The following is a 25,269-nucleotide window of genomic DNA, read 5'->3' on the forward strand; positions in this document are numbered from 1 at the left end:
ATATATTTTGGTCGGGCAAGTGCTACTAAGTAGCTATTGGTATCTTTCTGCAAGTAAAATCATGTTGATTTGATTATTCTTATTATGTTATTTCGTTTTATAATTCTTAACTTTCATTGGTTAAATAGTAAGTTCTTAAAATTAAACCAACTGTATGTTTTATCCTTTCAATTGGCGATTGTTTAATGATGAAGTTTATTTGAGTTGAAGATTTTTATTGGTTTTTTTAGTTTGATAAATAGCTAATGGTTCATCAACTTTGTGCTCTTCATCAGGAGTGTTGTTTTTGTAGTGTTTTTTCATAAGCTATAAGGTTTAATTATTCCAATTTGGCTTACTTCTACTTTTATGGCTTTCAGTTGTTTGTGAGAGTTTTGCAAGAAATTATTTTTCACCGAGTTAGTGTATGCAATACTTTCATATTTTGCATTAGATGAAGAAATGTTGTGTTTAATGAAAAAGATGTCACCATATTCATAAATTTTACTAACAATTTTAGAACTTAACTGAGAGACCTTGTATAGGCGTTTCATTAAATCTTCTTTTTTATTCCATTCAATTTCTGACTCTTCATTTTCATACATTATTACAAAATCACCAGCTTTTAGATAAGGACACGATTTCATTAAAGGTAAATAGGTTCCATCTTCTTGCCGTTTTTCATCAGCAAACAATTTCTCTCCTTTCCTTCTTCTATCCACTGCTTTGAAGAATGATACTATTTCAAAATCTCTTTTGATCTTTATTTTTCCTTTTTTATCTACTTCTTTCTTCTCATATAAAGCCATTACGTAATTTCCATCTGCTTCCGAATATCTATTGGCATTTACTACGTTTTGTTCTTCATCTTTAGCAACAAGCTGAATTAGATTTCTTGAGTTTTTATTTGCTACTCTTATCTTCTTAATAACAGGTAAATTATTCCCTGCTTTACTTGTTGGGTTTTTTGGTAATCCGTTAGGATAATCGATTAAACTATAAATAACTAATGGGTCATTTAGAAGAGCATCTTCGCTAAACGCTTTTTCTCCTTTACCAAGATATTTCTCGAGGCGTAGTTCTAATATTTTTTTTATGTTCTTGTCAATAATTTTATCAAGGCTATTCTTATCCTTGAAGTTTTCCCCATTTACAATAACCCTTTTGACAAATACATCATTTTTGACAAAACCTTGATTTTCTGGATTCTTAAGCTTTCCATAAAAACTATCACCCACTAAACTCCCTCTGGGTGCAATAGTTCTTTGTTTAATAAAAGAATAATCATCCTTAGAGTGTTTCTTTTTATGAATTCGATTTTGCTTAGATGTTATTAATCTTTGCTCTGCTTTATGATAAATAAGTACAGATTTCAGCGCGTCTTTAATTTCTGAATATAAAATAGGCATATCAATCCTTTCTCTGGTTAAATCACCTTTTTCATCATAAAGACAAACGCCTTGTTTTTCTCTTAATTGATTTAATAAGCTTAATTGTTGGGTAATTCTTGGCGAGCACATAGCTATTACAATAGCATCTAGCAAATGATGTCTGTGATCCGACCTATCTTTCTTCCCTTTAGCGCCTCTAAAAGCATCAAATTTTTGAAGCTCTTGCCACCATTCATAAATAGGGTTTTTAGTTTCGGTTTCATATTCTGAAGTTATCTCAGGTGTTAAGTTTTTCCAATCTGTTTTTTGGATATCTGTACTTTTTGCTTTTCTCTTTTTATATTGTTCAAAATCTCTTCTATAGTTTGAAAATTCTCTTGTATATTCATCTACTTCAATTCCTGTCTCTTCTTTGTATCTAACTTTGTCTAGAAGAGTTCCTAAACGCCAGTCATTTTTTCTTAATTCGCTCGTAGCAAATCCATTAGTAAACTGTACATTTCTGCAAACTTCTTGAAGCTTTTTTCTAACATATACGGCAATGTATGATGAATTTCGGCCTTGTGCATTAGTGAAAGTTTGCTCTGGCTTAGCACTTAAAAATCTTTCTTCAGTTTTTTCCTTACTGTACAGTTTATTACCCTTTATTCTGTTTTGATAAATTTTAAATTCTGCTTCACCCTTACTTTTCATGTATTCATAAGCAGATCTGTTGGCTTTTTCTTTATTAATGTAACCAAAGGTTAACGTTTTATTAGTAAAGCTATCATCCAAACTCCAACTATAAGGGATAATGTGTTCAATTTCAATTTCTGGACTGAATAACTTGGATAGAGAGATTACTTTGCCAGAATAAGGACAAATTCTGTTACAGTCGAGCCAAAGTGTATGTTTTTCTCTATCTTTTCTTCCGATTAGGTTTTCAAAGTTTTTAAATTCGGCATCGTCTTTATCTGCTCCTAATTCAAGCCATAACTCGAATTTGTTGATAATACTATCATTCTTTTGGATGTATCTACTGAAATTTAGTTCACCTTTCTCTTTTTTTTCATTTAAGAATCTGGCATATTCTTCTCTTCTCTTTTCAGTATCTAAATTCTGTCTTCTAATACCTTCTCGTACTTTTTTTGGTTTTTTAAACTCCCTTGTACTTTCGATCCTAATAGTGAAATTTTCTTGCTCAATATCATGGAACCTTAAAATTGAATTAACTAATCTTATTGTTTCTCCCACAGCCTTTTCTACTACAGGGTTTCGCAATTCATTATTTGAAAGTTGCTTAATTCTTTTTTCAAGGATGATTGTCTCTTTATATTCATCAGATGCTTGGATATAATTTGAAAGTATCAATGCATCATGCTCATCTTTACCCTCTTTTAAAAACGGAATTATTTTTTCTAATACTTTGCTAGAATAGTTTGCGAAGCCTTCTTCAAGTCCCATTTCAACTAATTTTGTTGCCGCATCATTATTAAAACCCCATTTCCAAGTAAGGGTATCCTGTAGCCATTTATCATCTTTAGCCATATATAAGATATGCCAAAGTTTTTCCAATTTATCTTCTGCTACTAACTGATTGAACTTTTCTTCACCGCAAGCCGAATGGATGGCGTATAAAGTTTTATTCCCATGAAAACTTTTCTCTCCCTCATCAATAGCATAATTAAACTGAAAATTCTTTTTATTTGATATTTCCAGTACATCTAAAATATCTATATTCTTTGTTCCATCCTTTTTCTTATTTCCTTCCCTTAAATTAAGAGAAAGATTTATTTGTAGGTAGTCAAAAACTTTTTGCTTCCATTCTGGCAAAAGAGGTTGGGAATAAATATTATTTAATTTATCTGTGTATCGAATATCAGCTAATTGTTTCCAAACCCTAAATTCTTGATATAAAAGCGAACTTGCTGGAGCTGTTCTTTTATTTTTTTCAAATTGACATTTTCCTATAAATTTTTTCTGACTTTTTAGAGGTCTTTGAAAAAAAATGGTTTGTTGTTTAATTTTCCAGTAATAAGTTTCTTTGAATACTATAAGTTTATCTCTTTTCTGTTCTACAGGTAACTTTGAGATTTCATCATATTCTTGCTTACTTCCAGTTAGTTGAGGGTAATATTCTTTTTGTTTATCCCAAATTAAATCAAACTCCTTCTCATACATTTCTCTACCAACAAATCTTCCTTCTCTACGAATTCCTTTATTATTGTTGAGCGAAAAATCACCCTCACCGTCAATAGCTCTTTCATCAAAAGGCTCATCTATATTATGCCACTTTCCATCATTAAATAAGTTGGATGATTTCTCGTACATTTTGTGAAAATATTCACCAATAGTTTGGGCTTCATTTTTTATCATTGCTTCAGATAAACTACTTATATCTGCCTTTACAACACCCTCATCATCTTTAGTTTTAGATAATATTTTACTGTTACTTTTAAATCCTCTATGTTTATTAATTAACAAAAATATTCTACCAATTTCTTCTGTTGGGATTTGGGAATTTAAAGCATTGGCTCTTAGCTTATATAAGTTTGAAGCTTGGTAATTTTCCTTTACTTGAAATGTATTGGAAAATGTGGGAAGTATATTTAGAGTTGCAAGAAAATTTTTCAAGCTTTTTCTTCTAAGTTTATAGCGAAAGTTTGTTCTACTAGTTCTTCTATAAGTACCTCTTTGCATGTTTTTGGTAGTTTCAATACCATTTTTATCAACACTAGTACCTATTGGAAATATGATTACTCCTTTATCGAATATGTAATTATCCTTAAATAAAACCCAACCAATTGAATTGGTTCCAATATCAAGTCCTAAAATGAATTTTGCCATATTTTATAATTACGTTAATGTTTGTCGATCTTTTGTAGAGGAAAATATAATATTAATAGTTGTTTTTTAAATGTACGCAAGCTATAGTCTAATAATGAGATGAAATTAATTAAAATTTTATCTCATTAATTATGGTTTCCCGTATTCATAATTGAAAATTAAATTTTACCTTTGAATTAATGAAAGCTTATCACAATAAGGATTATTCCTTAGACTGAATTAAGTCTGCCTCTCAGTTCGGCTGGAGGCTTTTTTTATGCCTCAAATGTTTCATCAAAACACCTTAAAAATAGAAACTGAGTAAATAATACATTCAAGGCGGGGCAACTCGCCTTTTTTATTTCCATACATTTTCCTCAACTTAGCGGCATTAATAACCCATGCCTGCAGATAAAAGAACCCCAATAAATAAAAGTCCAGTCGCCAGAAAACCTGCTGTCAGGAAACCTGCAACCAGAAAACCCGCAACAGGCAGAAAAAAGAAAGCTGTGCTTTCCGTTCAGCTTAAACTGGTTATTGCAGGTTTGTTGTTGATTTTACTCTCTCCATTTTATTACGGCTATGTATTGAGAAGTTTTGTGGCTACCTGGCGTTGGGTTAAAGATTGGGGGCAAGACCCTAATTACAGAACTTACGAGAGTTTTAACATCAAGATCCCTAAAAAATATACGGTTCACGGAATTGATGTTTCCTATTATCAGGGTAAAATAAACTGGCAAAAAGTAAAGGAAATGAAGGAAGATGAGGTGAGTATCCGTTTTGCCTTTATCAAAGCCACAGAGGGATTAATGCTGGTTGATCCCTATTTTCAACGCAACTGGCGTGAGGCCCCAAAAGCAGGGATTATTTGCGGTGCATATCACTTTTTCAGACCAAAAAAGGACGGTAAAACACAGGCCAAATTTTTCTTACAAGTGGTAAATATTGAGAAGGGTGATTTACCACCAGTTGTGGATATTGAATCTTTAGATGGCGTTTCACCGCTAAAAATGAGGGCAGAACTTTCTGATTTTCTCAATTATGTAGAAATGAAAACCAAAGTAAGACCAATTGTTTATACGGGGCTTAAATTTTATGAAGATTATTTAGCCGATCATTTTGATGATTATCCTTTGTGGATTGCCCATTATTATCAACCAAAGTTAAGGATGGATAAAAGCCGCTGGAAATTTTGGCAGCATTCTGATAAAGCTAAAATTAATGGTATCGGCCATGTAGTCGATTTTAATGCTTTTAATGGTGATAGTTTGGCGTTGGATAGGTTGTTAGTTCATTAGTTATTGGTTCACTGGTCATTATTTATTAACGATAAGCCTAATTTTTTTCGCTCTATGCCGCGTGGCATCAAACTTTTGACGCATCAAAAGTATGCAAAAATGCTTCGTCAATCCAGCAATGGGCCTTTTGCACATAGCCGACGCACATCAAAAAAACAGCGGCACTTTGTTTTGTGTCGGGCTGTGGTAAGTGAGGGTTAGCAGGTACCTCGTGACACAAAACTCACTGCGTTTGAGGTTTGGTAGTGCTAATTGCACTGGTTTGCAACTGTTTTTTTGATTTCGCTGGCCCTTGGGATTGACAGGCGTACTTCGGTAAAACCTGCGTATTTTTAGAGCAAGCTAGCATAATGCCTAAAAACAAATGCCGGAGATATGTACATACGCTGGGAGCTTTAGGATAAGCGATCTGTTTAAGAGGTTCAGTACGTCGTTAATAAATAATGAATAGATATTGATTTGGAGTTTAATTTTTTTAATCGGTTAATCGACTCCAAACGCCAAACTCCAAACTATTATGCTAAACCGTCCAGCTTTCACATTTCTCTAAGAAAAACTCATCTGCTTCGGCGCCTATACCGATTTCTTCGGGAACATCAAGAAAATAACCGTTATAAGTTAAGCCACCAACCACTGGATCAACTAAATGCCCCAATAGCGCTGTATCTAAGTCAAAAAACTCAATATTAGGGCTGGCCAAGGCAAAATGCAGGTTGGCGCTTAAAGCAATCCGGGTTTCGAGCATGCTGCCAATCATACATTTTACACCATGTTTTAAGGCTTCTTCATGTATTTTTTGCGCTTCTAAAATCCCCCCGGATTTTGAAAATTTAATGTTTAAATAGGTTGTAGATTGACTGTTGATCAGTTTTCGGCCATCATGGTGGTTATAGCAGCTTTCATCGGCCATTAATTTAATTGGCGAATTTACATTCAGCTCCGGTAATTTATCATCATACCAGGTGCGCATGGGTTGTTCGCAGAACTCAATATTGTATTTTTCCAATTCGCCCAATGCAAATAAAGCATCGTCGAAACTCCAACCCTGATTGGCATCCAGGCGTAAGGTTAAATCTTCACCTACCGCTTCGCGGATGTGTTTTACCCTTTCTATATCATCATGCACTTTTTTACCTAGCTTAATTTTTAAGATACGGCAACCCTGGCTTTTATATTTCAAAGCTGTAGTGGCCATTCCCTCCGGTGTGTCGATACCAATGGTCATATCAGTTTCAATGGTGCGTTTGGTTCCACCTAGAAATTTATACAGGGGTAAGTTTGCATTTTTTGCTGCAATATCAAACAAAGCCATATCGAAAGCACTTTTAATGGTATTGTTATGATCTGCATAACCCAATAAATCGTTCATCCGTTCAGGAATCTCTAAAGGGTCTTTACCTTTTAAAATCGCGGCAAAATCTTTAGCCATGGCAATACAGGTTTCCTGTGTTTCACCAACAATCATCGGGAAAGCAGAGCATTCTCCAATGCCATGGATACCTGTATCCGTATAAATCCTGATCAACACATTTTGTGCAAAATGCATGGTTCCTGTTGCAATAACAAAAGGTTCCATCGGTATGCTAAATCGGTATATTTCGGTATGAGTGATTTTCATTTTTTTAGGGTTGAAGGTTGAAGGTGTAAGGTTGAGGGGGAAAGGTTTAGGGTGTAAGGTTGAAGGTATAGGGTATAAGGTTAGGGTTTACAAAACGGGATAAAAGCCGGTAACGAGTCCAACTTAATTCGGTACGCAATGCGTACCAAATTGGAAATGCAGAATAGAAAGATCGCATATTATTCAAATTTCTTTCATCAAAACCTTTCCCAAACTCAAATGTCAATTGATTTGAAAGATTTTTTAAAGTCTCTTTTCCGTATGCTGCACGTAATTTTACCTGCTGCTCATCCTCAATAATAAGTTTTCCAATTTGCCAGTAAGATTCAAGTAATGCAGAATTTGCCGCACGAAATACTTTCAAACGGGATTGGCTAATAATCTCTTTTATGGCATTAAATAACTGATTTCTGCTCAATTCCATTCATCGTATAGATTTCCAACTAAAGTATAAAAACAAAAACTAAATAGAAACAGGTTTGTAGATTATTAATAGATTTACGCCTCGAAATTAAAATTCCATTTTCCCGCTTACATTTTACATAACCTGTCATGTCCGAAACCAATAACTTAATCCACGCTTCATCACCATATTTATTACAGCATGCCCACAATCCTGTTAATTGGTATGAATGGGGGGCAGAAGCATTAGAAAAGGCCAAAGCAGAAAATAAGCTCATATTGGTGAGCATTGGCTATTCGGCCTGCCATTGGTGCCATGTAATGGAGCGCGAAAGTTTCGAAAACCATGAAGTTGCCGAAGTGATGAACCGGCATTTTGTATGCATTAAAGTTGATAGGGAAGAACGTCCGGATATTGATCAGATTTATATGTATGCCATTCAACTCATGACAGGTAGTGGCGGATGGCCTTTAAACTGCATCTGTTTGCCAGATCAGCGTCCGATTTATGGTGGCACTTATTTCCGAAAAAACGATTGGATCAATATTCTGGAGAATGTTGCCGCACTTTGGGCAAATGAACCTGATAAAGCCATTCAATATGCCGAAAGGTTAACTTCTGGGATCAAAGACAGTGAAAAGATAATCGCTACAGTAACTACAGAAGAATATGCCCATGAACACCTGACCGAAATTATCGATCCCTGGAAACGCCATTTCGATATTGGTTACGGAGGTTATAACCGTGCGCCGAAATTTCCCTTACCCAATAATTGGGTCTTTTTATTGCGTTATGGCTTTTTAAAAGATGATGAATCGGTTTTTACAGCTGTTTGTCATACGCTCGAAGAAATGAGCAGGGGAGGTATTTACGATCAGATTGGCGGTGGCTTTGCCCGTTATTCGGTTGATGATAAATGGCATGTGCCGCATTTTGAGAAGATGCTTTACGATAATGCACAATTGATCAGTTTGTATGCAGAAGCTTATCAGTGTACTAAGTTTGATTCTTTTAAACAGACCGTGGTAGAAACTGTAAATTGGGTTTCTGATGAGATGACTTCTGCAGATGGATTATTTTATTCGGCATTAGATGCGGATAGCGAGGGGATAGAAGGTAAGTTCTATGTTTGGGATAAAGCAGAATTCGATCAGGTTTTGGGTGAAGATGCCCAACTGATCGGCGCTTACTATAACATTACCGAAGAAGGTAATTGGGAAGAAGAACAAACCAATATTCTGCGCAAAACCATCAGCGATGACGATTTACTTGCAAAATTTGATACTACGGCGGAGGTGCTTTATGATAAGGTAAACTCAGCCAAGACAAAATTAATGGCTGTGCGGAGTAAAAGGATCAGGCCAGGTTTGGATGACAAATGTTTAACTGCCTGGAATGGAATGATGATTAAAGCGCTGGCCGATGCGGCTCAGGTTTTAAGTCACAATCAATATTATGAAAAGGCATCTGCTGCAGCTAATTTTATCTTAAATCACCTAAAATTGGAAAAAGGAGGTTTATACCGGAACTATAAAAACGGAAAGGCATCTATTACAGGTTTTTTAGATGATTACGCGTTTTTTATCGAAGCGTTAATTGCATTATACGAATATGATTTTGATGAAAAATGGCTGGTAGAAGCTAAATCGTTAACTGATTATGTAATCGCTAATTTTTATGATCCGGATTCACCAATGTTTTTTTATACCTCTGCAGAAAGTGAAGATTTAATTGCCCGCAAACATGAAGTGATGGACAATGTAATTCCTGCTTCGAACTCCGTAATGGCGCAAAACTTAAAAAAAATGGGATTGCTTTTTGATATTGAAAAATATAATGAAAAAGCTTCTGAAATGCTTGCTGCGGTTCATCCGAAGATTAAAAGTTATGGCTCTGCCTATTCAAATTGGGCCATTCAATTACTGAATGAAATTTATGGCATAAATGAAATTGCCATTACCGGTTTAGAAACGGATGTTGTTAAATTAGAATTAAGCAGGCATTATATTCCGAATAAAATTACATTGGGTGGAACAAAAAGTAACTTACCGCTGTTAAAAGGTAAGCAAAGCAATGAAACAAAAGTTTATATTTGCCGAAATAAAGTATGCCAGTTGCCGGTTAACACTGTTGAGGACGCATTAGAGTATTTACAATAAATTAATTTAAATGAATATTTCACCAAACTCTGTAGTAGCGTTAACTTACGAATTGCATACTACTAACGAAGAAGGACAACAAGTTTTTGTAGAAAAAGCTGATGAAGAAAATCCTTTAGTATTTTTATATGGCGTTGGCATGATGTTGCCTAAATTTGAAGAACACTTAACCGGTTTAAAAACTGGTGATGAATATGGCTTCGAACTATCTGCTGCAGATGGTTATGGTGATATCGATCCTGGAGCTTTCGCCGATCTTCCAAAAACAATGTTTACCGAAGCTGGTGGCGAATTGCCAAACGTTGGTGATGTGATTCCATTGCAGGATAACAACGGTAACCAGTTTAGAGCAGGTGTTACTGCTGTTCACGACGAAACCATTTCAGTAGATTTAAATCACCCAATGGCGGGTAAAAATTTAGTATTTAGTGGTGTGATTTTAAATGTACGCGAAGCTACTCAAGATGAGTTGGCTCATGGTCATGCTCACGGAGCTGATGGTCATTCAGGTCACTAGTTAATATAAAACGATTTTAAAGAAGTCAAGTTTAAATGGCAAAGCTGCTTATTTAAACTTGACTTCTTTCGTTTAAATATCATTGTTCTAATCCTGAAAAACCTCTTCTAAGATAAGTTTTAAGCCTGGTATAATCGTTGTTGTTACCTCTTCGCCCTCAGTGAGCAGTTTGGTAGGCTGAAACTTGCCTTTATCATCAAGGATATACCTGAAAAATGTTTTATCCGAAGGGCTAACGATCCAGTATTCTTTAACGCCCGCTTCTTCGTAAACTTCATATTTGTTAATCAGCTCTTTTTTGTTGTTGCCTGGGGATAAAATTTCGACAACGATATCTGGTGCGCCAATGCAGCCGCGCTTATCCAGTTTAGTCGGATCGCAAACGACCACAATATCGGGTTGCACAACGGTAAAAACTTCTTTGTCATTTACACTTTTCTTGGCTAAACGTACATCAAAAGGAGCAGAATAGACACGACAGGATTTTCCTTTTAATGCATTGTAAATTGGTCCAAAAATATTGGCTAAAATTCCCTGATGAATTCGAGAAGGAGCAGGGCTCATCTTGAACAAGTGTCCTTTAATAATTTCTAAGCGTTCCTCAAATTCGAAGCGCATATAATCTGCATAACTGTATGTAGCAGAAAAATCGACCTCGTTAAGCGTCTTAAATGTAGGTAGTTCATCTTCAGTAGGATATGGCTTCATGTTTTTTTGTTTTAATCCTGAAAAACCTCTTCTAAGATAAGTTTTAAGCCTGGTATAATCGTTGTGGTAACCTCTTCGCCCTCAGTGAGTAGTTTTGTCGGTTGAAACTTGCCTTTATCATCAAGGATATACCTGAAAAATGTTTTATCCGAAGAACTCACAATCCAGTATTCTTTAACACCTGCTTCTTCGTAAACTTCATATTTGTTGATCAGCTCTTTTTTGTTATTGCCTGGGGATAAAATTTCGACAATAATATCTGGTGCGCCAATGCATCCACGTTTATCGAGTTTAGTCGGATCGCAAACCACTACAATATCGGGTTGCACAACAGTGAAAACTTCTCTGTCATCCTGAGCTTTCTTGGCTAAACGCACATCAAATGGCGCTGAATACACTTCGCATTGATGGCCATTTAATGCATTATAGATAGGGTTAAAAATTCTTCCTGATATTTTTTGGCGAATCCTGGAAGGCGCAGGGCTCATTTCAAAAATGTAACCTTTAATAATCTCTAAGCGCACTTCAAATTCAAAGCGCATATAATCTGCATAACTGTAAACAGCAGAAAAATCTACCTCATTAAGGGTTTTAATTGGAGGTAGCTCATCTTCGGTAGGGTATGGCTTGATATTTTTCATATGAGGCATTTAACCAAATATACTAAATATCTTAGTTTTTTTAAAAATCAATTTTCAACCGCAGTCCGCCATTGGTAAGGTTAAGGTTTTCTTTAGAGAAAGTTTTCATGGGCAACCTTAAAAAAGGCTCGATAGCAATGTTATTCTTTTTGGATATTTTTTGTTTGTAGCCCAAAGAAAAATTGTAGAATCCGATATATTTATCAGGATCTAAATTTGCTTCAGGTTGAGGCTCAACAGTTTTTTCCTTCACAATTAAGGTTTTCGAATCAGCATAACCATTTACAGCCGGAGAAGAGAAACTCTGAACCTGGTTTATAATATAGCTGTTTTGCTGAGAATTATTTAAAACAGCAAGTGCAGAAACCCCGATATTGGTATAAAGTTTATCACTGATATTGTATTTTAATTCTAATGGAACATTAATTCCACGCACTTTGGCATCAACTGATGCCAGGTTTTTGCCTGATAAGGTTTGTGGGGCAGAGGCATCTAATGATTCTGTTGTACTAATAGAGGCATATGATACGCCAGAACTTATTGATAATTTGTTGGCGATGGCATATGACAAAGAAAATCCATAATTCATGGTTACTTTATTGTCATTACCCATAGCAGGGGCAACGTATACATCAGGCTGCCATTTAGAGTTACCACTTACTTTATCGACTGGTTTTTGTTGGTTTGCATAGCTATCCTGAGCAAGCAACTTTTCGAAATTTGTTTGTGTACCGGGTTGAGGTTTCTTGTTCTCCGTTAAAATATTAAACTGTTTGGATTTCAGGTTGGAAAGATTAACACCCGCAAGTTTACTATCTAAAATATTATTATTTACGGGAGTTAATTCTTCTACTGTATTAATAAGAGGATAACTGGTCTCCTGCGATAATAATGGTTTTAAGTTTTCCGTAATTTTTGTTGAACGATTGGTAGCTATATTATTTGCAGCAGTTGCATTGTTGTTTAATGATGTTGGATTGGTTTTAGTTTCAGTAACTACATTTGTATTTCCATCTGCTGCAGGGATTTGCTGCGCTTTAGGCTTAATTACCAAAACTTGTTTTTTCTGATCTATTTGTGCAAAAAATACACCTCCGAAGATTAAAATTAAGGCAGCAGCAACCCACAAAGGCCAGTAAGCAATGCCTCGTCTCTTGTTTTTTTTCTCCGAAAAGCGCTCCCATGCACCATTAGAATAAGCTTCCTCATGGTTTTGGAGTTGCGCAGTAATATGCTCAATTAATTCCTTATCCATTTTTTTCGTATGAATTGACCATGGTATTTAGGTAAAGGGTACGTAACTTATTTTTAGAACGTGTGAGGTAAACACGACTGGAACTTTCAGGAATGTTTAACATCTTCGAAATTTCATCGTGGGCAAAACCCTCAATTTCATATAAGTTAAATACCAGTCTCTGCGTATCTGGTAAATGATTTAGTAAATTCAAAATATCATTAACGTGTAGTTCCGAAGCAATCGAAACGTGGGTAGCCGGATGTTCGCTTTCTGCTAAATCATCAACATAAAACTGAACTTTAGCACTCCTGATCTTGTCTATCGCCGTACGCGAAGCAATCTGGGCAATCCAGCCTTTAAATGATCTTTGTAATTCTTCCGGATTCTTTGGTGCTTTGAAGCCGCCAACATGTTTGAAAATCTTGATAAAGCTATCATTTACAAGCTCTTCACTATCCGAAGTATTCTTGGTATACCTTAAAATTATGCCCATTAAATAGCCGTAAAATGATTTATACATCATTTCTTTACAGCTATTGTCGTTTTTTACACAGCCTTTTAAAATTTCCTCAAAACTGAGTATTTTTTTTATCACCCCCGTAAAGGACTATTTATTAAAGGTTTATCATGATTAATTATTGCAAATTTAAGAAAAATAACACCACCCAGTTTTTGGGTAGTGTCAATTTTCGTTTTCACAGGTAGAGTGAATATTTTATTTGTTTGTCATCACTGATAAGCCAACGCCCGTACTATCGGTTTTGCTTGATAAACCTTTAGCCCAGATGGTGTAAATTTTACCTTTTTCGATTTTAACCGCAGGCAAGCTGGCTTTAACAGTTCCGCCTTGTTTTAATTCAAAAGTGTAACTGTCATTTGGTGCAATATTGCTAAAAGTAGTAAACTCTTTAAATGCTTTTGCGGTAAATAATGGTGCATCTGTACCTGCAATGCCCAAATCAAATGGCGAAGAACCCGGACTTAAGTTTACAAAACGAACTTTAGCCTTATCGGTTTCAGGTGCTTTTAAATCGTCCTCAAGAATCAAAAGTTTTGTAGATTTTAAGGTATCTACTACGAAAACCGAATAAAATGATCCTGATTTTAAGGTAGCATTAGCATAGGTTAAATATTTTAAAGTATCCTTTTTTGAAACTCCTACCAATCTAATTCCCGGATAAGCAGCATAATAGCCAAGATCTTTAGTATAGGTAAAGCTGTTTATTTTTTGGTTATCCAATATAAAATCAAGCGCAGCCGTTCCTGGTGATGCATGAATAAAGCCAATACCGGCAGCTTCTATCGGATCATTGTTAAAATCCTTTTTGCAGGCAGTTATGGTTAAAGTTATAGCAAGGAGAGAGAGTATAATTTTTGTCGTAGTGCTAAAATTTTTCAAATCCGTTTTCATTTTAATGTTTTAAATCAATCTTTGAACAAAATTGGTTAATGGCCATTAACGCTTTTTCTTGTAAAACGATCAGTGGAATGAAAACGCTACACTAGTGCTGATTTTTTTTACAAAAGAAAAGCCGCATGGTGTTCATGCGGCTTTAAACAATATTTTAAGCGTAAAATTAAGCGTACATTTCTTCTCTTAATTTGGCAACATCGCTGCTGTTGATGTATTCATCATAAGTCATCAACTTATCAATAGTACCTTTTGGTGTAATTTCGATAATGCGGTTGGCAACGGTTTCCGTTAACTGGTGATCTCGTGAGGTAAATAATATGGCGCCTTTAAAATCTTTCATGCCGTTGTTCAGTGCCTCGATAGATTCAAGATCCAGGTGATTGGTTGGCTCATCAAACATTAACAAGTTAGCCTGTTGTAACATCATTCTGGAGAACATACAACGCATTTTCTCACCTCCTGAAAGCACTTTTACGTTTTTAAGTACTTCTTCACCTGAGAATAACATTCGTCCTAAAAAGCTGCGTACAAATTGTTCATCGGCATCGGTACCAGAGTACTCACGTAACCAATCTACCAGGTTTTCATCTTTACCCGCAAAATATTCAGAGTTATCATTCGGAATATCTGCTGTGCTAATGGTAACCCCCCATTTAAATTCGCCTCTATGGTCAGTATCTCTTCCTGTTAAAACATCATAAAATGCTGCAGTAGCCAAACTGTTTTGAGATATAACTGCAATTTTATCTCCTTTATTTACCATAAAGGTAACTTTGTCGAATAAAATGCCATCATTTCCATTTTTGCCCAAAGCATCAACCTGTAAAATCTGGTCTCCAGCCTCGCGACCGGTATTATTGAATATAATGGCCGGATATTTTCTGCTCGATGCTTTAATTTCGGTAATATCTATTTTATCTAAAGCTTTTTTACGGGATGTAGCCTGTTTTGATTTAGAGGCATTTGCACTAAACCTACGGATAAATTCCTGTAGCTCCTTTACCTTATCTTCCATTTTCTTATTCTGGTCGCTGCGTTGTTTTAATGCCAGCTGACTAGACTCATACCAGAAAGTATAGTTACCGGTGTAGATGCTCATTTTGGCAAAATCGATATCTACGATATGCGTACAAACCGCATCTAAAAAGTGCCTGTCGTGAGATACAACCAAAACGATGTTCTGATAATCAGCCAGGAAGTTTTCCAGCCAGGCAATGGTTTCGATATCCAAATCGTTGGTAGGCTCATCCAGTAATAAAATATCCGGATTGCCAAACAGGGCCTGCGCTAATAATACACGTACTTTTTGTGTATTATCCAGTTCCTTTAACAATTTGTAGTGATTATCTTCAGTTATGCCCAAATTGCTCAACATCGTTGCCGCGTTGCTTTCCATGTTCCAGCCATCCATTTCTGCAAAAAGATTTTCAAGCTCTCCGGCGCGTTCGCCATCCTTCTCAGAAAAATCTTCTTTCATATAAATGGCATCCTTTTCTTTCATGATAGCATAAAGTTCTTTATGGCCAATCATTACGGTTTCTAATACCGAAAACTCATCAAATTCGTAATGGTTTTGCTTTAAAACGGCCATTCTTTCACCTGGAGTAAAAGCCACGCTACCAGAGGTTTGATTCACTTCTCCTGATAAAATTTTAAGAAAAGTAGATTTACCTGCGCCATTAGCCCCAATTACACCATAGCAGTTGCCTTGGGTAAATTTTAGGTTAACATCTTCAAATAATGTGCGTTTGCCGTACCGTAACGATAAATTAGAAACTGAAATCATGCTATAATTGAAATAAGCCGCAAAGATAAGGAAAAAGGTTGAGGGTAGGAAAGTGTTTAATTGTTTGATTGTTTTATTGTTGAAAGGTTTGGAGGTTGGAATGTTGAAAGGTTTAAAGTTGAAATGTGTTTGAATGTTGAAAAGTTATAAAGTTTGAAGGATTGGGAAATGAAGGGTTCGGTACTTTGTCGCTCAGGCAGTCCCGTTATCCGCTTTACTGCGTTGCACTCCGTGTTCGCTACTACCGGGTTTATTTTACAAAGGGGAGAAGTTTTTGGCTAATGGTTTAAAATTTAGTTCCGGAAAATTAAAACTTAATAAGCAAATTAAATTAAGGAGTACGTCATTCTCGCGTAGGCCTATCGTGTGTACACACCTTTTTTAAGTATTTTTAGGCGTTTTGCTAACCAACTTTAATAAAGCACGGATTTTAACCAAGGACGCTGTCAATCCCAAGAGCCGGGGAAATCAAAAAAACAGGCGCACAACAGTAAAAAATGGCACTAACAAACCTGAAACGCAGTGGTTTTGTGTTCATAACCGATGATTTAATTTTAAAAAAATATTGAACACAAACCCCGCAGGGCTCAATCAGACCAAAGAAAACACACACACAACACCTGATTAAACGAAGTGTCGCTGTTTTTTTGATGCGCTTGAGATTGTGCAAAAGGCTCATTGCTGGATTGACAAAGCGCTTTGAGTACTTTGGCGCTCCAAAGTACTATGCCTCGCGGCATAGAGCGATAGAAGAATATTATAATTAATTTTGTCCACACGATGGAGCATACAAGGGAATCTTAATGCACGCAGCATAGGCATTAAGATTCCCAATCAAGTTGGGAATGACGACCTATTCAAAGTAATTTGTACAAAAATAAAATTTCTGATAAGACTTTGATCTGTTTATCTCCAGCAAAAGGCTTATTTTAGCCCTATGCAAAACGATCTCTTGCTCGAAACCATAAAAACCACACTTCAGAAAAGCAAAGTAGAAAAATTAGCGGCCATCGCGTCAGAAGACACCTTTTCGGTGAAAGATCTGATCGACTTAAGTTTTTATCATGATGAGCAGATTGGTTTCAGGGCTGCATGGATTTTAGAAAATGTATTTGCTAACTATCAGCAAAGGTTTTTACCCTATGCACTTTATTTTTTGGAGAAATTTCCACAACAAAACAATTTATCGGCATTGAGGCATTATGTTAAAATACTGGCCTTTATGACCAGGAAAAATGCTTCTATGGAAATCAAGGAGATTCTTGCTGATTATGAAACTGATCATCTGGTAGAGGTCGTTTTTGCATGGTTGATTGATGAGAAAATCCCTGTGGCCATTAAATCACATTGTTTAAACATTTTGGCTAATCTAAATACCAGGCACAAGTGGATTAAGGAAGAGTTATTGCAAACCATGGATTTTCTGGTAGACAAAGAAAGTATAGGCTTCTTTGCGAAAGTTAAACAGATCAGGAAGCAATTATCAGTTCGCGGTTGACAGTTATCAATTTGCAGTTAATTGTTTAAGCTTCAGTTAACGTAAAGTCAAATCTTTGGAATTTAAACCTTATACCTTTCTCCTTCCACCTCATATATCCTTCCGGCTTCTATCTTATTTTCAGTTAACATAGCGTCAAATATTTTAATTGATTGCAAAATTGTTTTTCTCTTTCAGCTTTAGTCTTTGAGCTTTTAGCTATTTTTACCAAATGAGTACAACATACGATATCGTTTCGAAAGTTATAAAAGAACGTCGCAGTATTTTTCCTGCCAGCTATATCAAAAAAGAAATTCCGGTTGAGGTAATTAAACAGATTTTAGAAACGGCCAATTATGCACCAACACATAAATTAACGCAGCCATGGCGTTTTGTGGTCATCAGAAAAGCTGGATTGGCAAAACTTGGCGAGGAACTTGGTAAACTATATAAAGAGTTGGTTTCCCCTCAACAATTTCTTCAGAAAAAGTACGATAGCTTTGGTGAGAAAACGAGTCAGGCTGATTGTATTATTGCTATCAATATGCAAGTGAGCGGTAAAATACCCGAATGGGAAGAGTTGGCTGCGGTTTCCTGCGCAGTTCAGAACATGGCTTTAACTGCAGAAAGTTTGCAGGTTGGGGCATACTGGAGTTCTCCTCCATTGATTGATAATTTGGGCGATTTCTTAAGTCTGGGTGAAAATGAGAAGTGCATCGGTTTATTTTACATGGGTTATCATAATGAAAAACCCTGGGCGCCGAACCGGACTTCGATGGAAGAAAAGGTAAGGTGGATAGAGGGGTAGGTGGGGCATTAGTTCATTAGTCAATGGTTCATTGGTAAATAGCGTTAATCGGTTAATGGTAGAAATCGGTTAATCGACTACGGACTAAAGACTTTGGACTATTAGTTCGATATAGATTTACATTTTTTACCATCAATTTTGCCCCGTCCATTTTCCATCATCCATCTTACATTCTCACTATGTTAAATCCTCTGGATCATTATTTCGAACAAAAAGATGAATCTGTAAAAAGTTGCCTTCAATATTTAAGGTCACTTTTAATGAGTTATGATGATATTACGGAACATTGGAAATATGGAATGCCTTTTTATTACCATAAAGGAAAAATGTTCTGTTATCTTTGGATCCATAAAAAACTCCATCAGCCTTACATTGGTTTGGTTGACGGACATAAAATTGAACACGAAGATCTGTTGCAGGAGAAAAGAGCCAGAATGAAAATTTTATTGATCAATCACCTCGAAGATATTCCCAAAAAGAAAATTGAATCCATTTTAAACCTGGCTTTTGACCTTCGCAAATAGGTGCATTATCCATCTTACATCTTCCATTATCCATCAGATATGTCTGCATTAAAATCTAAACTTTATCAGCTTTGCTTAACATTTATTCAAAACAGGATAGAAAACATTGAATATTCGCTACAACAGGCCCGACAAGCCTCAAACGATGACACAAAAAGCAGCGCAGGTGATAAATATGAAACCACACGAGAAATGATGCAGCAGGAAATGGATCGCAATAGTAAATTACTGTATGAAGCAGGGCAGCAAAAAATTGCTTTACAGCAGATTGAAAATGTAGAATCAGATCGATTGGTTAAAAATGGGAGTTTGGTACTCACTACCGAAGGTAATTTTTACATCTGCATTAGTGCAGGCGAATTAAATACCGATGGACAAAAATTCTTTGCTGTTTCTCAGGTTTCGCCAATTGGCAGGTTTTTGATCGGAAAAGCTATAAATGAAAGCTTTAAGTTTAATGGCAAAGATTATATTGTAAAAGAAATACTGTAAAATTTTTAGTTAGCAATTTGTAGTGAACAGCTCAATACTGAAGTGATAAGCGATTCTATATTTATCGCTGGGGCTGAAAATCTGCGTCATCTGCGGGAAACCTTTTTTCATATTTATTCCCGCAGATTTAAGGTGATTATCGCAGAATCAGTTTTCGGGTTGTAGTTTACAATTAACTGATCAACCAGTATCTAAATATCAACTGTAAACTGATCACTGCCAATTGGTAACTATTTAATTCCCATTCGCTGCACAAAAGCCGGCACCAGATAAGCCTTTATATCTGCATAAGGTAAAAAAACCACAATCTGTCCCTGGGCATAACTTGCTACTTCGTATGGGTTATACATAAAGGCGATGCCGTTCGCATTGAAATAAAAATTATTATTTGGCTTTATAAAATCATCAAAAAGCACAGTGCTTAAAGCATCTTTGGCTTTAATATTATATTCTTTGCGAAGATTGGTTTCTAAAATACCCTGTAAAGTATTCGAATCGATTTTAACAATGTCGCTCAATACCATTTGTTTTTTGTTCTTCACGTCCAAACAATACATTACACTACTATAATTACCATGTGCGCCGCCGGTATAAGCATCGGCCAGGAAATCAATTACCACATAACCATTATCATTATAATTAACCGATTGCTGACTGTTGTTGGTGTAATTCATCCAGGCCTCATAATCATCACCATTGCTATTTTGTTCGGCAACCTGCAATTTATAATCTTTAAAATAGTCTGCAGCAATGTTTTTAAAACCAATTGACCGTTCTACCTGCGCTTTTATTCCCAATATCTTTTTAAGTTCAGTATTTAACCAATTGCCATATTCATCTGAATTTTTACTTTCCAGGTATTCAAAGCTGATCTGCGCAGCTGGCGATTTGGCCTGTTTGGCAAAAGCTTTAACCGAATCTTCGTAAATGCCTGCATTGAACTGATAACTTCCTTCAGGATATTTTTCTTTCAGGGCAATTGGGTATTTTTTTGTTTCATCGCCACTTTCCCATGTGCCGTCAAAACCATTTCCATTCCATTTTAATTTTAAATGTGGTGATTTTGAATCCTGCGTAAAGTATGATTCATAAAAACTATACTCGGTAAGTACCATGCTGTCTTTCCCAATTAGCGTATCGGTTGAGAGGTTAAGCCATGAGCCATCGTAATAATAAAAACCGCTTACATCATCATCAACTTTTTGCAGATGCATCACTACCTTTTTGCCTGCAATGGTGCCTTCTAACCGCTTATAGAAACTATCGTTAAGCCCGGCTTTTACATTAACCGTACTATCTGTAGTTTCGCTGGTATTGGTTCCGTTTTTAGGACTGTTACAGGCTGATATTATCGCTAATCCAAAAAGGCAAAAAAGAAAAGAATACTTCATAAGGCAGAAAAATTAACTAAAATTGGAAGATTGTAACATTGGGATGTTTTATCATCCGATTGCGCCAACCTTCCAAATTTAAACCTCTTTACTAAGATTTTGTTTTATTAAAACTCTTATTGATGCTGTAATATAAGTTTTTTGCCGTGTATCTTCCCGGATCAATTATTCTTCTGATGGTGTAAAGCGGGAAGTTTTCATCTCTTGAAGTAGACAGAATAAATGAAGCCTTAAAGCCATGTTCCTTTAGTTTATGCAGAGTAGATGATTTGAAAACTCCGTAAGGAAAAGCAAAATATTCTATTTTTTTTCCAGTAATCTGCTCCAGTTTTTTTGTGGGTTCATCAATTTGAGTCGTCCAGTCGGCATCGGTAAACTGAGCAAAGTTTTTATGATCGTAAGTATGGCTGGCGATGGTATTTCCTTCGTCAGCTAATTGTTTAATCTGTTCTTTAGTCATGTAATTGATCCGCCCTTTTCTGCCGATCGATACTGTCATGATAAAATAAACACCTTTAAAACCGTACTTTTTCAATGTGGTGTTCCCAATGGTGAATTGGTCTTCATCCGTATCGTCAAAGGTGATCATAATTGGCTTTTCGGGTAATTTAGCACCGTAAACCAGGTAATTGTACAACTGATCGGGTAAAATAGAGTGGTAACCACTATCGGCCAGCATTTTCATGTGCTGCTTAAATTTATCAGGAGCAATAATATCATCATGTGCTCTTTTACTATCACTGGCAATATTATTCCTGATCTGGTGATAACACAGTACAGGGACCTCTCTTTTTGCCAAAATGGTTTTGTTATCGGCAGGTTTGGTATTTGCCGAATCTATTTTAACCTTTTCGGTAGGATTTGCAACTGCTGTTTTTTCTTTTGAAGCCTTAGAGGGCTGGCAAGAGGTTAAAAGTAGTATTGAAACTGAAGCATAGAGCAGGAAACCTTTCATAACGTACTGGTCTTAATTAAAAGCTATTTTTAATGCTGTTGCTCAATGTTTTTGGCGACCAGTAACCACTTGCAATAATCCGGCGGATGGTAAACAACGGGTCTTTTTCATCACGTTTAGTCGATAGTTGATAAGCCATTCTAAAACCACGTTTTTTAAGCTCGGGGATGCCTTCTGCATTCCATAAACCGAATGGATAAGCAAATTCAGTCATTTTTTTACCGGTAATTTCTTCCAGTTTTTTGGTTGGTTTGTCTAATTGTTCTTCCCAATCTTTACCGGCATATTTTTTAAAGTTTTTATGGTCGTAAGTATGGCTACCGATCACATTTCCTTCATCTGAAAGTTGTTTAATCTGCTCTTTCGTCATGTAGTCCACAAACTTGCCTTTTCTACCTATCGAAACGGTCATGATAAAATAAACCGCTTTATAGCCCAGTTTTTCTAAAGTTGGGCGTACAATGGTAAACTGGTCCATATCGGTATCATCAAAAGTTAACATAATCGGTTTGCTCGGTAGGGCAGCACCGGTGTTTAAGTACGCATAAAGCTGATCTGGTAAAATGGTGTGATAACCGCTATCGGCCAGCATTTTCATCTGATCTTTAAAGTTCTGGATTTCTACAATATAGTCTTTACCTACTTTACCATCAGTTGGTTTCCAGTTTCTTACCTGGTGATAACACAAAATTGGCACTTGTTTTCTGGCTAAAATGGTTTTAGCATCAGCAACTTTAATTTTCGAAACATCAACTGGTGTTCCGGTACTTGCTTCAGTTTTGGTATTTTTTTCGGCAGAATCTTTATTGGCAGAATTTTCTGTTTGAGATTTAGATTGGCAGCTGGCAAATAAGATTGCTCCGGCTGTTATTAAGGTTAAAAAGCTGTATTTCATTATTAGGATATATAACTACAAAACTATGAAATCCATTAATTATTTATCTATCAAAATAAATTGTGTTAATAATTAATTTCAGTTGTTGGAAATTATACTAACTATCGCATTTATTACACATCAGGGCCTGCTTAATATCCTTTAATTAAATAATTTAGCAGCTCAAACAAACTTTTGATGAATAAACTTTACAAACTCCTTCTCGGTGCGCAGTTTTTATCTTTAACTGTTGCTGCACAAAATAAAACCTTTACCATAACCGAAAATATTCAGCCACAACCTAAAGCAAATTATCAGCTTGCATCGCGTTTTTCGCCCAATAAGTTGAAAAAAATGGTTTATTCTACCGCAGTAGATCCACACTGGCTAAAATTGAGCAACCGCTTCTGGTATACTTTCGAAAGTCCAAAAGGGAAATTTTGGTACCTGGTAGATCCTGCGTCAAAAAGCAAAAAAATGATGTTTGATAATGCTAAACTGGCAGCAGATATTACCCTTATTGTTCGGGATCCATTTGATGCCGAACATTTACCCCTCGAAAACTTAAAATTTGCAGCCGATGAAAAAAGTATTTCTTTCGAAATCAAAAGCACGGTTGATGAGCTAAAACATGACAGAAAAGATAAAAAAGCTGCAGATTCTATGCAGAAAAAAATATTTTCTTTCAAATACGAATTGGCCAGTGCAAAATTATCTGAGGTGCTAAATTTCAGTAAACCAAAGCCTAAACCATCGTGGGGATCGGTAGCACCCGATTCTTCAGCCATCATCTTCTCCCGTAACTACAATCTGTATTGGATGGATAAAGACAACTACAAAAAAGCAGTTAAGAATGAAGATGATAGTACCATTGTAGAACATCAGCTCACTAAAGACGGGGTTAAATTCTATTCCTATGGAAGTGATGGCGATGGCGAGAACAATGTGGAGAACGAAAAAAACAATAAAAAACGTCGTGGCGCTTATGTACTCTGGTCGCCAAATTCGAAATATTTTGTGTTAGACAGAACCGATTCGCGCAAGGTTAAAGATCTTTGGGTAATTAATAGTGTTACACTTGGTCGTCCAACCCTGGAAACCTATAAATATCAAATGCCGGGAGAGGCCGAAGCCCCTCAGGATGAAATTTTACTCTTCGATTTTGCTGCAAAATCTTATAAAAAAATGAGTGTTGCCGCATTTAAAGATCAAAGTGTTTCGGTATGGGGCAAACCATCATTAAATAAAGACCGGGATAACGAATTTCGTCCGTCGATTTGGTTGGGTAACGATAGCAGGTTCTATTTTTCGCGTACCAGCCGCGATTTAAAACGTATCGACATCGGTACTGTTGATATTGCTACAGGTAAGGTTACGCCATTAATTGATGAACGCTTTAATACTTATGTTGAAGTTAACCGCCCGGGTTTGGTTAACGATGGTAAAGAATTAATTCACTGGAGTGAGCGCGACGGTTGGGCACATTTTTATCTTTTTGATGAAAACGGCAAACTGAAAAATCAGATTACCAAAGGTGCTTTTCACTGTGAAAGTATTGTAAATATTGATGAGAAAAAACGGATCCTTTATTTCACGGCAAATGGCAGGGAAGATAAAGAAGATCCTTACTACTTACATTTATACAGCATCAATTTCGATGGATCGAACATGAAATTGTTAAATGCCGGCGATTTTGATCATCTGGTAAATATGAATGATAACAATACTTTCTTTGTTGATAATTATTCTAGGGTAAATACAGCGCCAAAAGCCACACTTTACGATGGAACAGGCAAAAAAGTAATGGATCTTGAGACAACAGATCTTTCATTGCTGATGGCAGCGGGTTACAAATTCCCTGAGCCTTTTAAAGTAAAAGCAGATGATGGAATAACTGATTTGTACGGTGTTATGTATAAACCTTTTGATTTCGATCCCAATAAAAAGTACCCGATCATCGAATATGTTTACCCAGGGCCACAAACAGAAGCGGTAAACAAAGCTTTCAGCAAAAGCATGGACCGTACCGAGCGTTTAGCGCAATTTGGTTACATCGTGATTACGGTAGGTAACAGAGGCGGAAACCCTTCTCGTTCTAAATGGTACCATACTTATGGTTACGGCAATCTGCGTGACTATGGTTTAGCTGACAAAAAAACTGCTATTGAGCAGTTGGCAGCCAAATATTCTTACATAGACGAGTCGAAGGTGGGTATTACCGGTCACTCTGGTGGTGGTTTTATGTCTACAGCGGCCATGTTGGTTTATCCAGATTTCTTTAAAGCTGCGGTTTCGAACGCAGGAAACCATGATAATAGTATTTACAACCGTTGGTGGAGCGAGAAACACCATGGTGTAAAAGAAACCATTTCACTAAAAGGCGATACTTCATTTAAATACAGCATTGATAAAAATCCTGATCTGGCCAAAAACCTAAAAGGTCATTTGTTATTGATGCACGGCGATGTAGACAACAATGTGCACCCGGCAAACTCAATCCGTGTAGCCAATGCGCTAATGAAAGCGGGTAAACGTTTCGATTTCCTGATTATTCCAGGTCAGCGCCATGGTTTTGGAGATATGACAGAATATGCTTTCTGGAAACTGGCCGATCATTTTAACAAATATCTAATTGGCGATTTTTCTGACCCAAGTGATGTTGATCTGGTAGAAATGGACAGAGATATTGAGCAAAACGGAAAATAATTTCATTTAACCACAGATAAAAAGGATGCACACAGATTCAATCCATGTTTATTCAGTGTCTATCTGTGGTTAAATATTTTTACTGC

The 25,269-nt window shown here is 36.2% G+C and carries 20 protein-coding genes; 8 read left to right on the forward strand and 12 right to left on the reverse strand.

What is annotated here, in order from left to right; all coding sequences use genetic code 11:
* Positions 1-299 precede the first annotated feature (299 nt).
* A complete protein-coding gene (gene cas9 / locus IM793_RS05025) occupies positions 300-4,196 on the reverse strand; it encodes a type II CRISPR RNA-guided endonuclease Cas9 (protein WP_193420019.1) in 3,897 nt (1,298 codons plus the stop codon).
* A 380-nt stretch (positions 4,197-4,576) separates the two neighbouring features.
* Between cas9 and IM793_RS05030 the strand changes: the two genes are divergently transcribed.
* Positions 4,577-5,473, forward strand: a complete 897-nt coding sequence (locus IM793_RS05030; protein ID WP_193420020.1) for a glycoside hydrolase family 25 protein — start codon at positions 4,577-4,579, stop codon at positions 5,471-5,473.
* 520 nt (positions 5,474-5,993) lie between these two features.
* Here IM793_RS05030 and IM793_RS05035 read toward each other — a convergent pair.
* Positions 5,994-7,091, reverse strand: coding sequence for a mandelate racemase/muconate lactonizing enzyme family protein (locus IM793_RS05035; RefSeq protein ID WP_193420021.1), 1,098 nt, complete (start codon positions 7,089-7,091; stop codon positions 5,994-5,996).
* Positions 7,092-7,137: 46 nt separating this feature from the next.
* Positions 7,138-7,515 carry a DUF1016 N-terminal domain-containing protein gene (locus IM793_RS05040; protein WP_193420022.1) on the reverse strand — a complete coding sequence of 126 codons (378 nt, stop codon included), beginning with the start codon at positions 7,513-7,515 and terminating at the stop codon, positions 7,138-7,140.
* A gap of 128 nt (positions 7,516-7,643) precedes the next feature.
* On the opposite strand from IM793_RS05040, the gene IM793_RS05045 reads away from it, so the two are divergent.
* Both IM793_RS05045 and IM793_RS05050 read left to right on the forward strand, forming a co-directional pair.
* Positions 7,644-9,653 (forward strand): thioredoxin domain-containing protein, encoded by a 2,010-nt coding sequence (locus tag IM793_RS05045; protein WP_193420023.1) that lies wholly within the window; start codon positions 7,644-7,646, stop codon positions 9,651-9,653.
* Positions 9,654-9,663: 10 nt separating this feature from the next.
* Positions 9,664-10,170, forward strand: coding sequence for a peptidylprolyl isomerase (locus IM793_RS05050; RefSeq protein WP_055905862.1), 507 nt, complete (start codon positions 9,664-9,666; stop codon positions 10,168-10,170).
* A gap of 87 nt (positions 10,171-10,257) precedes the next feature.
* Here IM793_RS05050 and IM793_RS05055 read toward each other — a convergent pair whose 3' ends face one another.
* From IM793_RS05055 to IM793_RS05080, 6 genes are all read right to left on the reverse strand, one after another.
* Positions 10,258-10,878, reverse strand: coding sequence for a Uma2 family endonuclease (locus tag IM793_RS05055; RefSeq protein WP_193420024.1), 621 nt, complete (start codon positions 10,876-10,878; stop codon positions 10,258-10,260).
* 11 nt (positions 10,879-10,889) lie between these two features.
* Positions 10,890-11,519, reverse strand: coding sequence for a Uma2 family endonuclease (locus IM793_RS05060; RefSeq protein ID WP_193420025.1), 630 nt, complete (start codon positions 11,517-11,519; stop codon positions 10,890-10,892).
* Positions 11,520-11,559: 40 nt separating this feature from the next.
* Entirely contained in the window at positions 11,560-12,774 is a 1,215-nt protein-coding gene (locus IM793_RS05065) for a hypothetical protein (protein WP_193420026.1), read from the reverse strand.
* The gene (locus IM793_RS05070; RefSeq protein ID WP_193420027.1) at positions 12,767-13,351 is read right to left on the reverse strand and encodes an RNA polymerase sigma factor; all 585 of its coding nucleotides are present in this window, start codon (positions 13,349-13,351) and stop codon (positions 12,767-12,769) included. Before IM793_RS05070 ends, IM793_RS05065 begins: the two co-directional genes overlap by 8 nt.
* Positions 13,352-13,471: 120 nt before the next feature.
* On the reverse strand, positions 13,472-14,167 hold the full coding sequence (locus IM793_RS05075; protein WP_193420028.1) for a DUF4397 domain-containing protein: 696 nt from the start codon (positions 14,165-14,167) through the stop codon (positions 13,472-13,474).
* 166 nt (positions 14,168-14,333) lie between these two features.
* Positions 14,334-15,956, reverse strand: a complete 1,623-nt coding sequence (locus tag IM793_RS05080; RefSeq protein WP_132401535.1) for an ABC-F family ATP-binding cassette domain-containing protein — start codon at positions 15,954-15,956, stop codon at positions 14,334-14,336.
* A 937-nt stretch (positions 15,957-16,893) separates the two neighbouring features.
* On the opposite strand from IM793_RS05080, the gene IM793_RS05085 reads away from it, so the two are divergent.
* From IM793_RS05085 to IM793_RS05100, 4 genes are all read left to right on the forward strand, one after another.
* Entirely contained in the window at positions 16,894-17,454 is a 561-nt protein-coding gene (locus tag IM793_RS05085; RefSeq protein ID WP_193420029.1) for a hypothetical protein, read from the forward strand.
* A gap of 211 nt (positions 17,455-17,665) precedes the next feature.
* Entirely contained in the window at positions 17,666-18,241 is a 576-nt protein-coding gene (locus IM793_RS05090) for a nitroreductase (protein ID WP_193420030.1), read from the forward strand.
* 179 nt (positions 18,242-18,420) lie between these two features.
* Positions 18,421-18,765 (forward strand): DUF1801 domain-containing protein, encoded by a 345-nt coding sequence (locus IM793_RS05095; protein ID WP_193420031.1) that lies wholly within the window; start codon positions 18,421-18,423, stop codon positions 18,763-18,765.
* A 39-nt stretch (positions 18,766-18,804) separates the two neighbouring features.
* A complete protein-coding gene (locus tag IM793_RS05100; RefSeq protein ID WP_193420032.1) occupies positions 18,805-19,257 on the forward strand; it encodes a 3-oxoacyl-ACP synthase in 453 nt (150 codons plus the stop codon).
* Between the two features lie 230 nt (positions 19,258-19,487).
* Here the strand turns inward: IM793_RS05100 and IM793_RS05105 are convergent, their stop codons facing one another.
* The 3 genes from IM793_RS05105 to IM793_RS05115 form a co-directional block, all read right to left on the reverse strand.
* On the reverse strand, positions 19,488-20,648 hold the full coding sequence (locus tag IM793_RS05105; protein ID WP_193420033.1) for a DUF3298 and DUF4163 domain-containing protein: 1,161 nt from the start codon (positions 20,646-20,648) through the stop codon (positions 19,488-19,490).
* Between the two features lie 91 nt (positions 20,649-20,739).
* Positions 20,740-21,603: a polysaccharide deacetylase family protein gene (locus IM793_RS05110; protein ID WP_193420034.1), complete on the reverse strand. Its 864-nt coding sequence runs from the start codon at positions 21,601-21,603 to the stop codon at positions 20,740-20,742.
* A 16-nt stretch (positions 21,604-21,619) separates the two neighbouring features.
* Positions 21,620-22,498 carry a polysaccharide deacetylase family protein gene (locus IM793_RS05115; protein ID WP_132401514.1) on the reverse strand — a complete coding sequence of 293 codons (879 nt, stop codon included), beginning with the start codon at positions 22,496-22,498 and terminating at the stop codon, positions 21,620-21,622.
* 177 nt (positions 22,499-22,675) lie between these two features.
* Between IM793_RS05115 and IM793_RS05120 the strand changes: the two genes are divergently transcribed.
* Positions 22,676-25,183, forward strand: a complete 2,508-nt coding sequence (locus tag IM793_RS05120) for a DPP IV N-terminal domain-containing protein (protein ID WP_193420035.1) — start codon at positions 22,676-22,678, stop codon at positions 25,181-25,183.
* Positions 25,184-25,269 lie beyond the last annotated feature (86 nt).

It is taken from the genome of Pedobacter sp. MR2016-19 (assembly GCF_014947265.1).
In the GTDB taxonomy this organism is placed as follows: Bacteria; Bacteroidota; Bacteroidia; order Sphingobacteriales; family Sphingobacteriaceae; genus Pedobacter.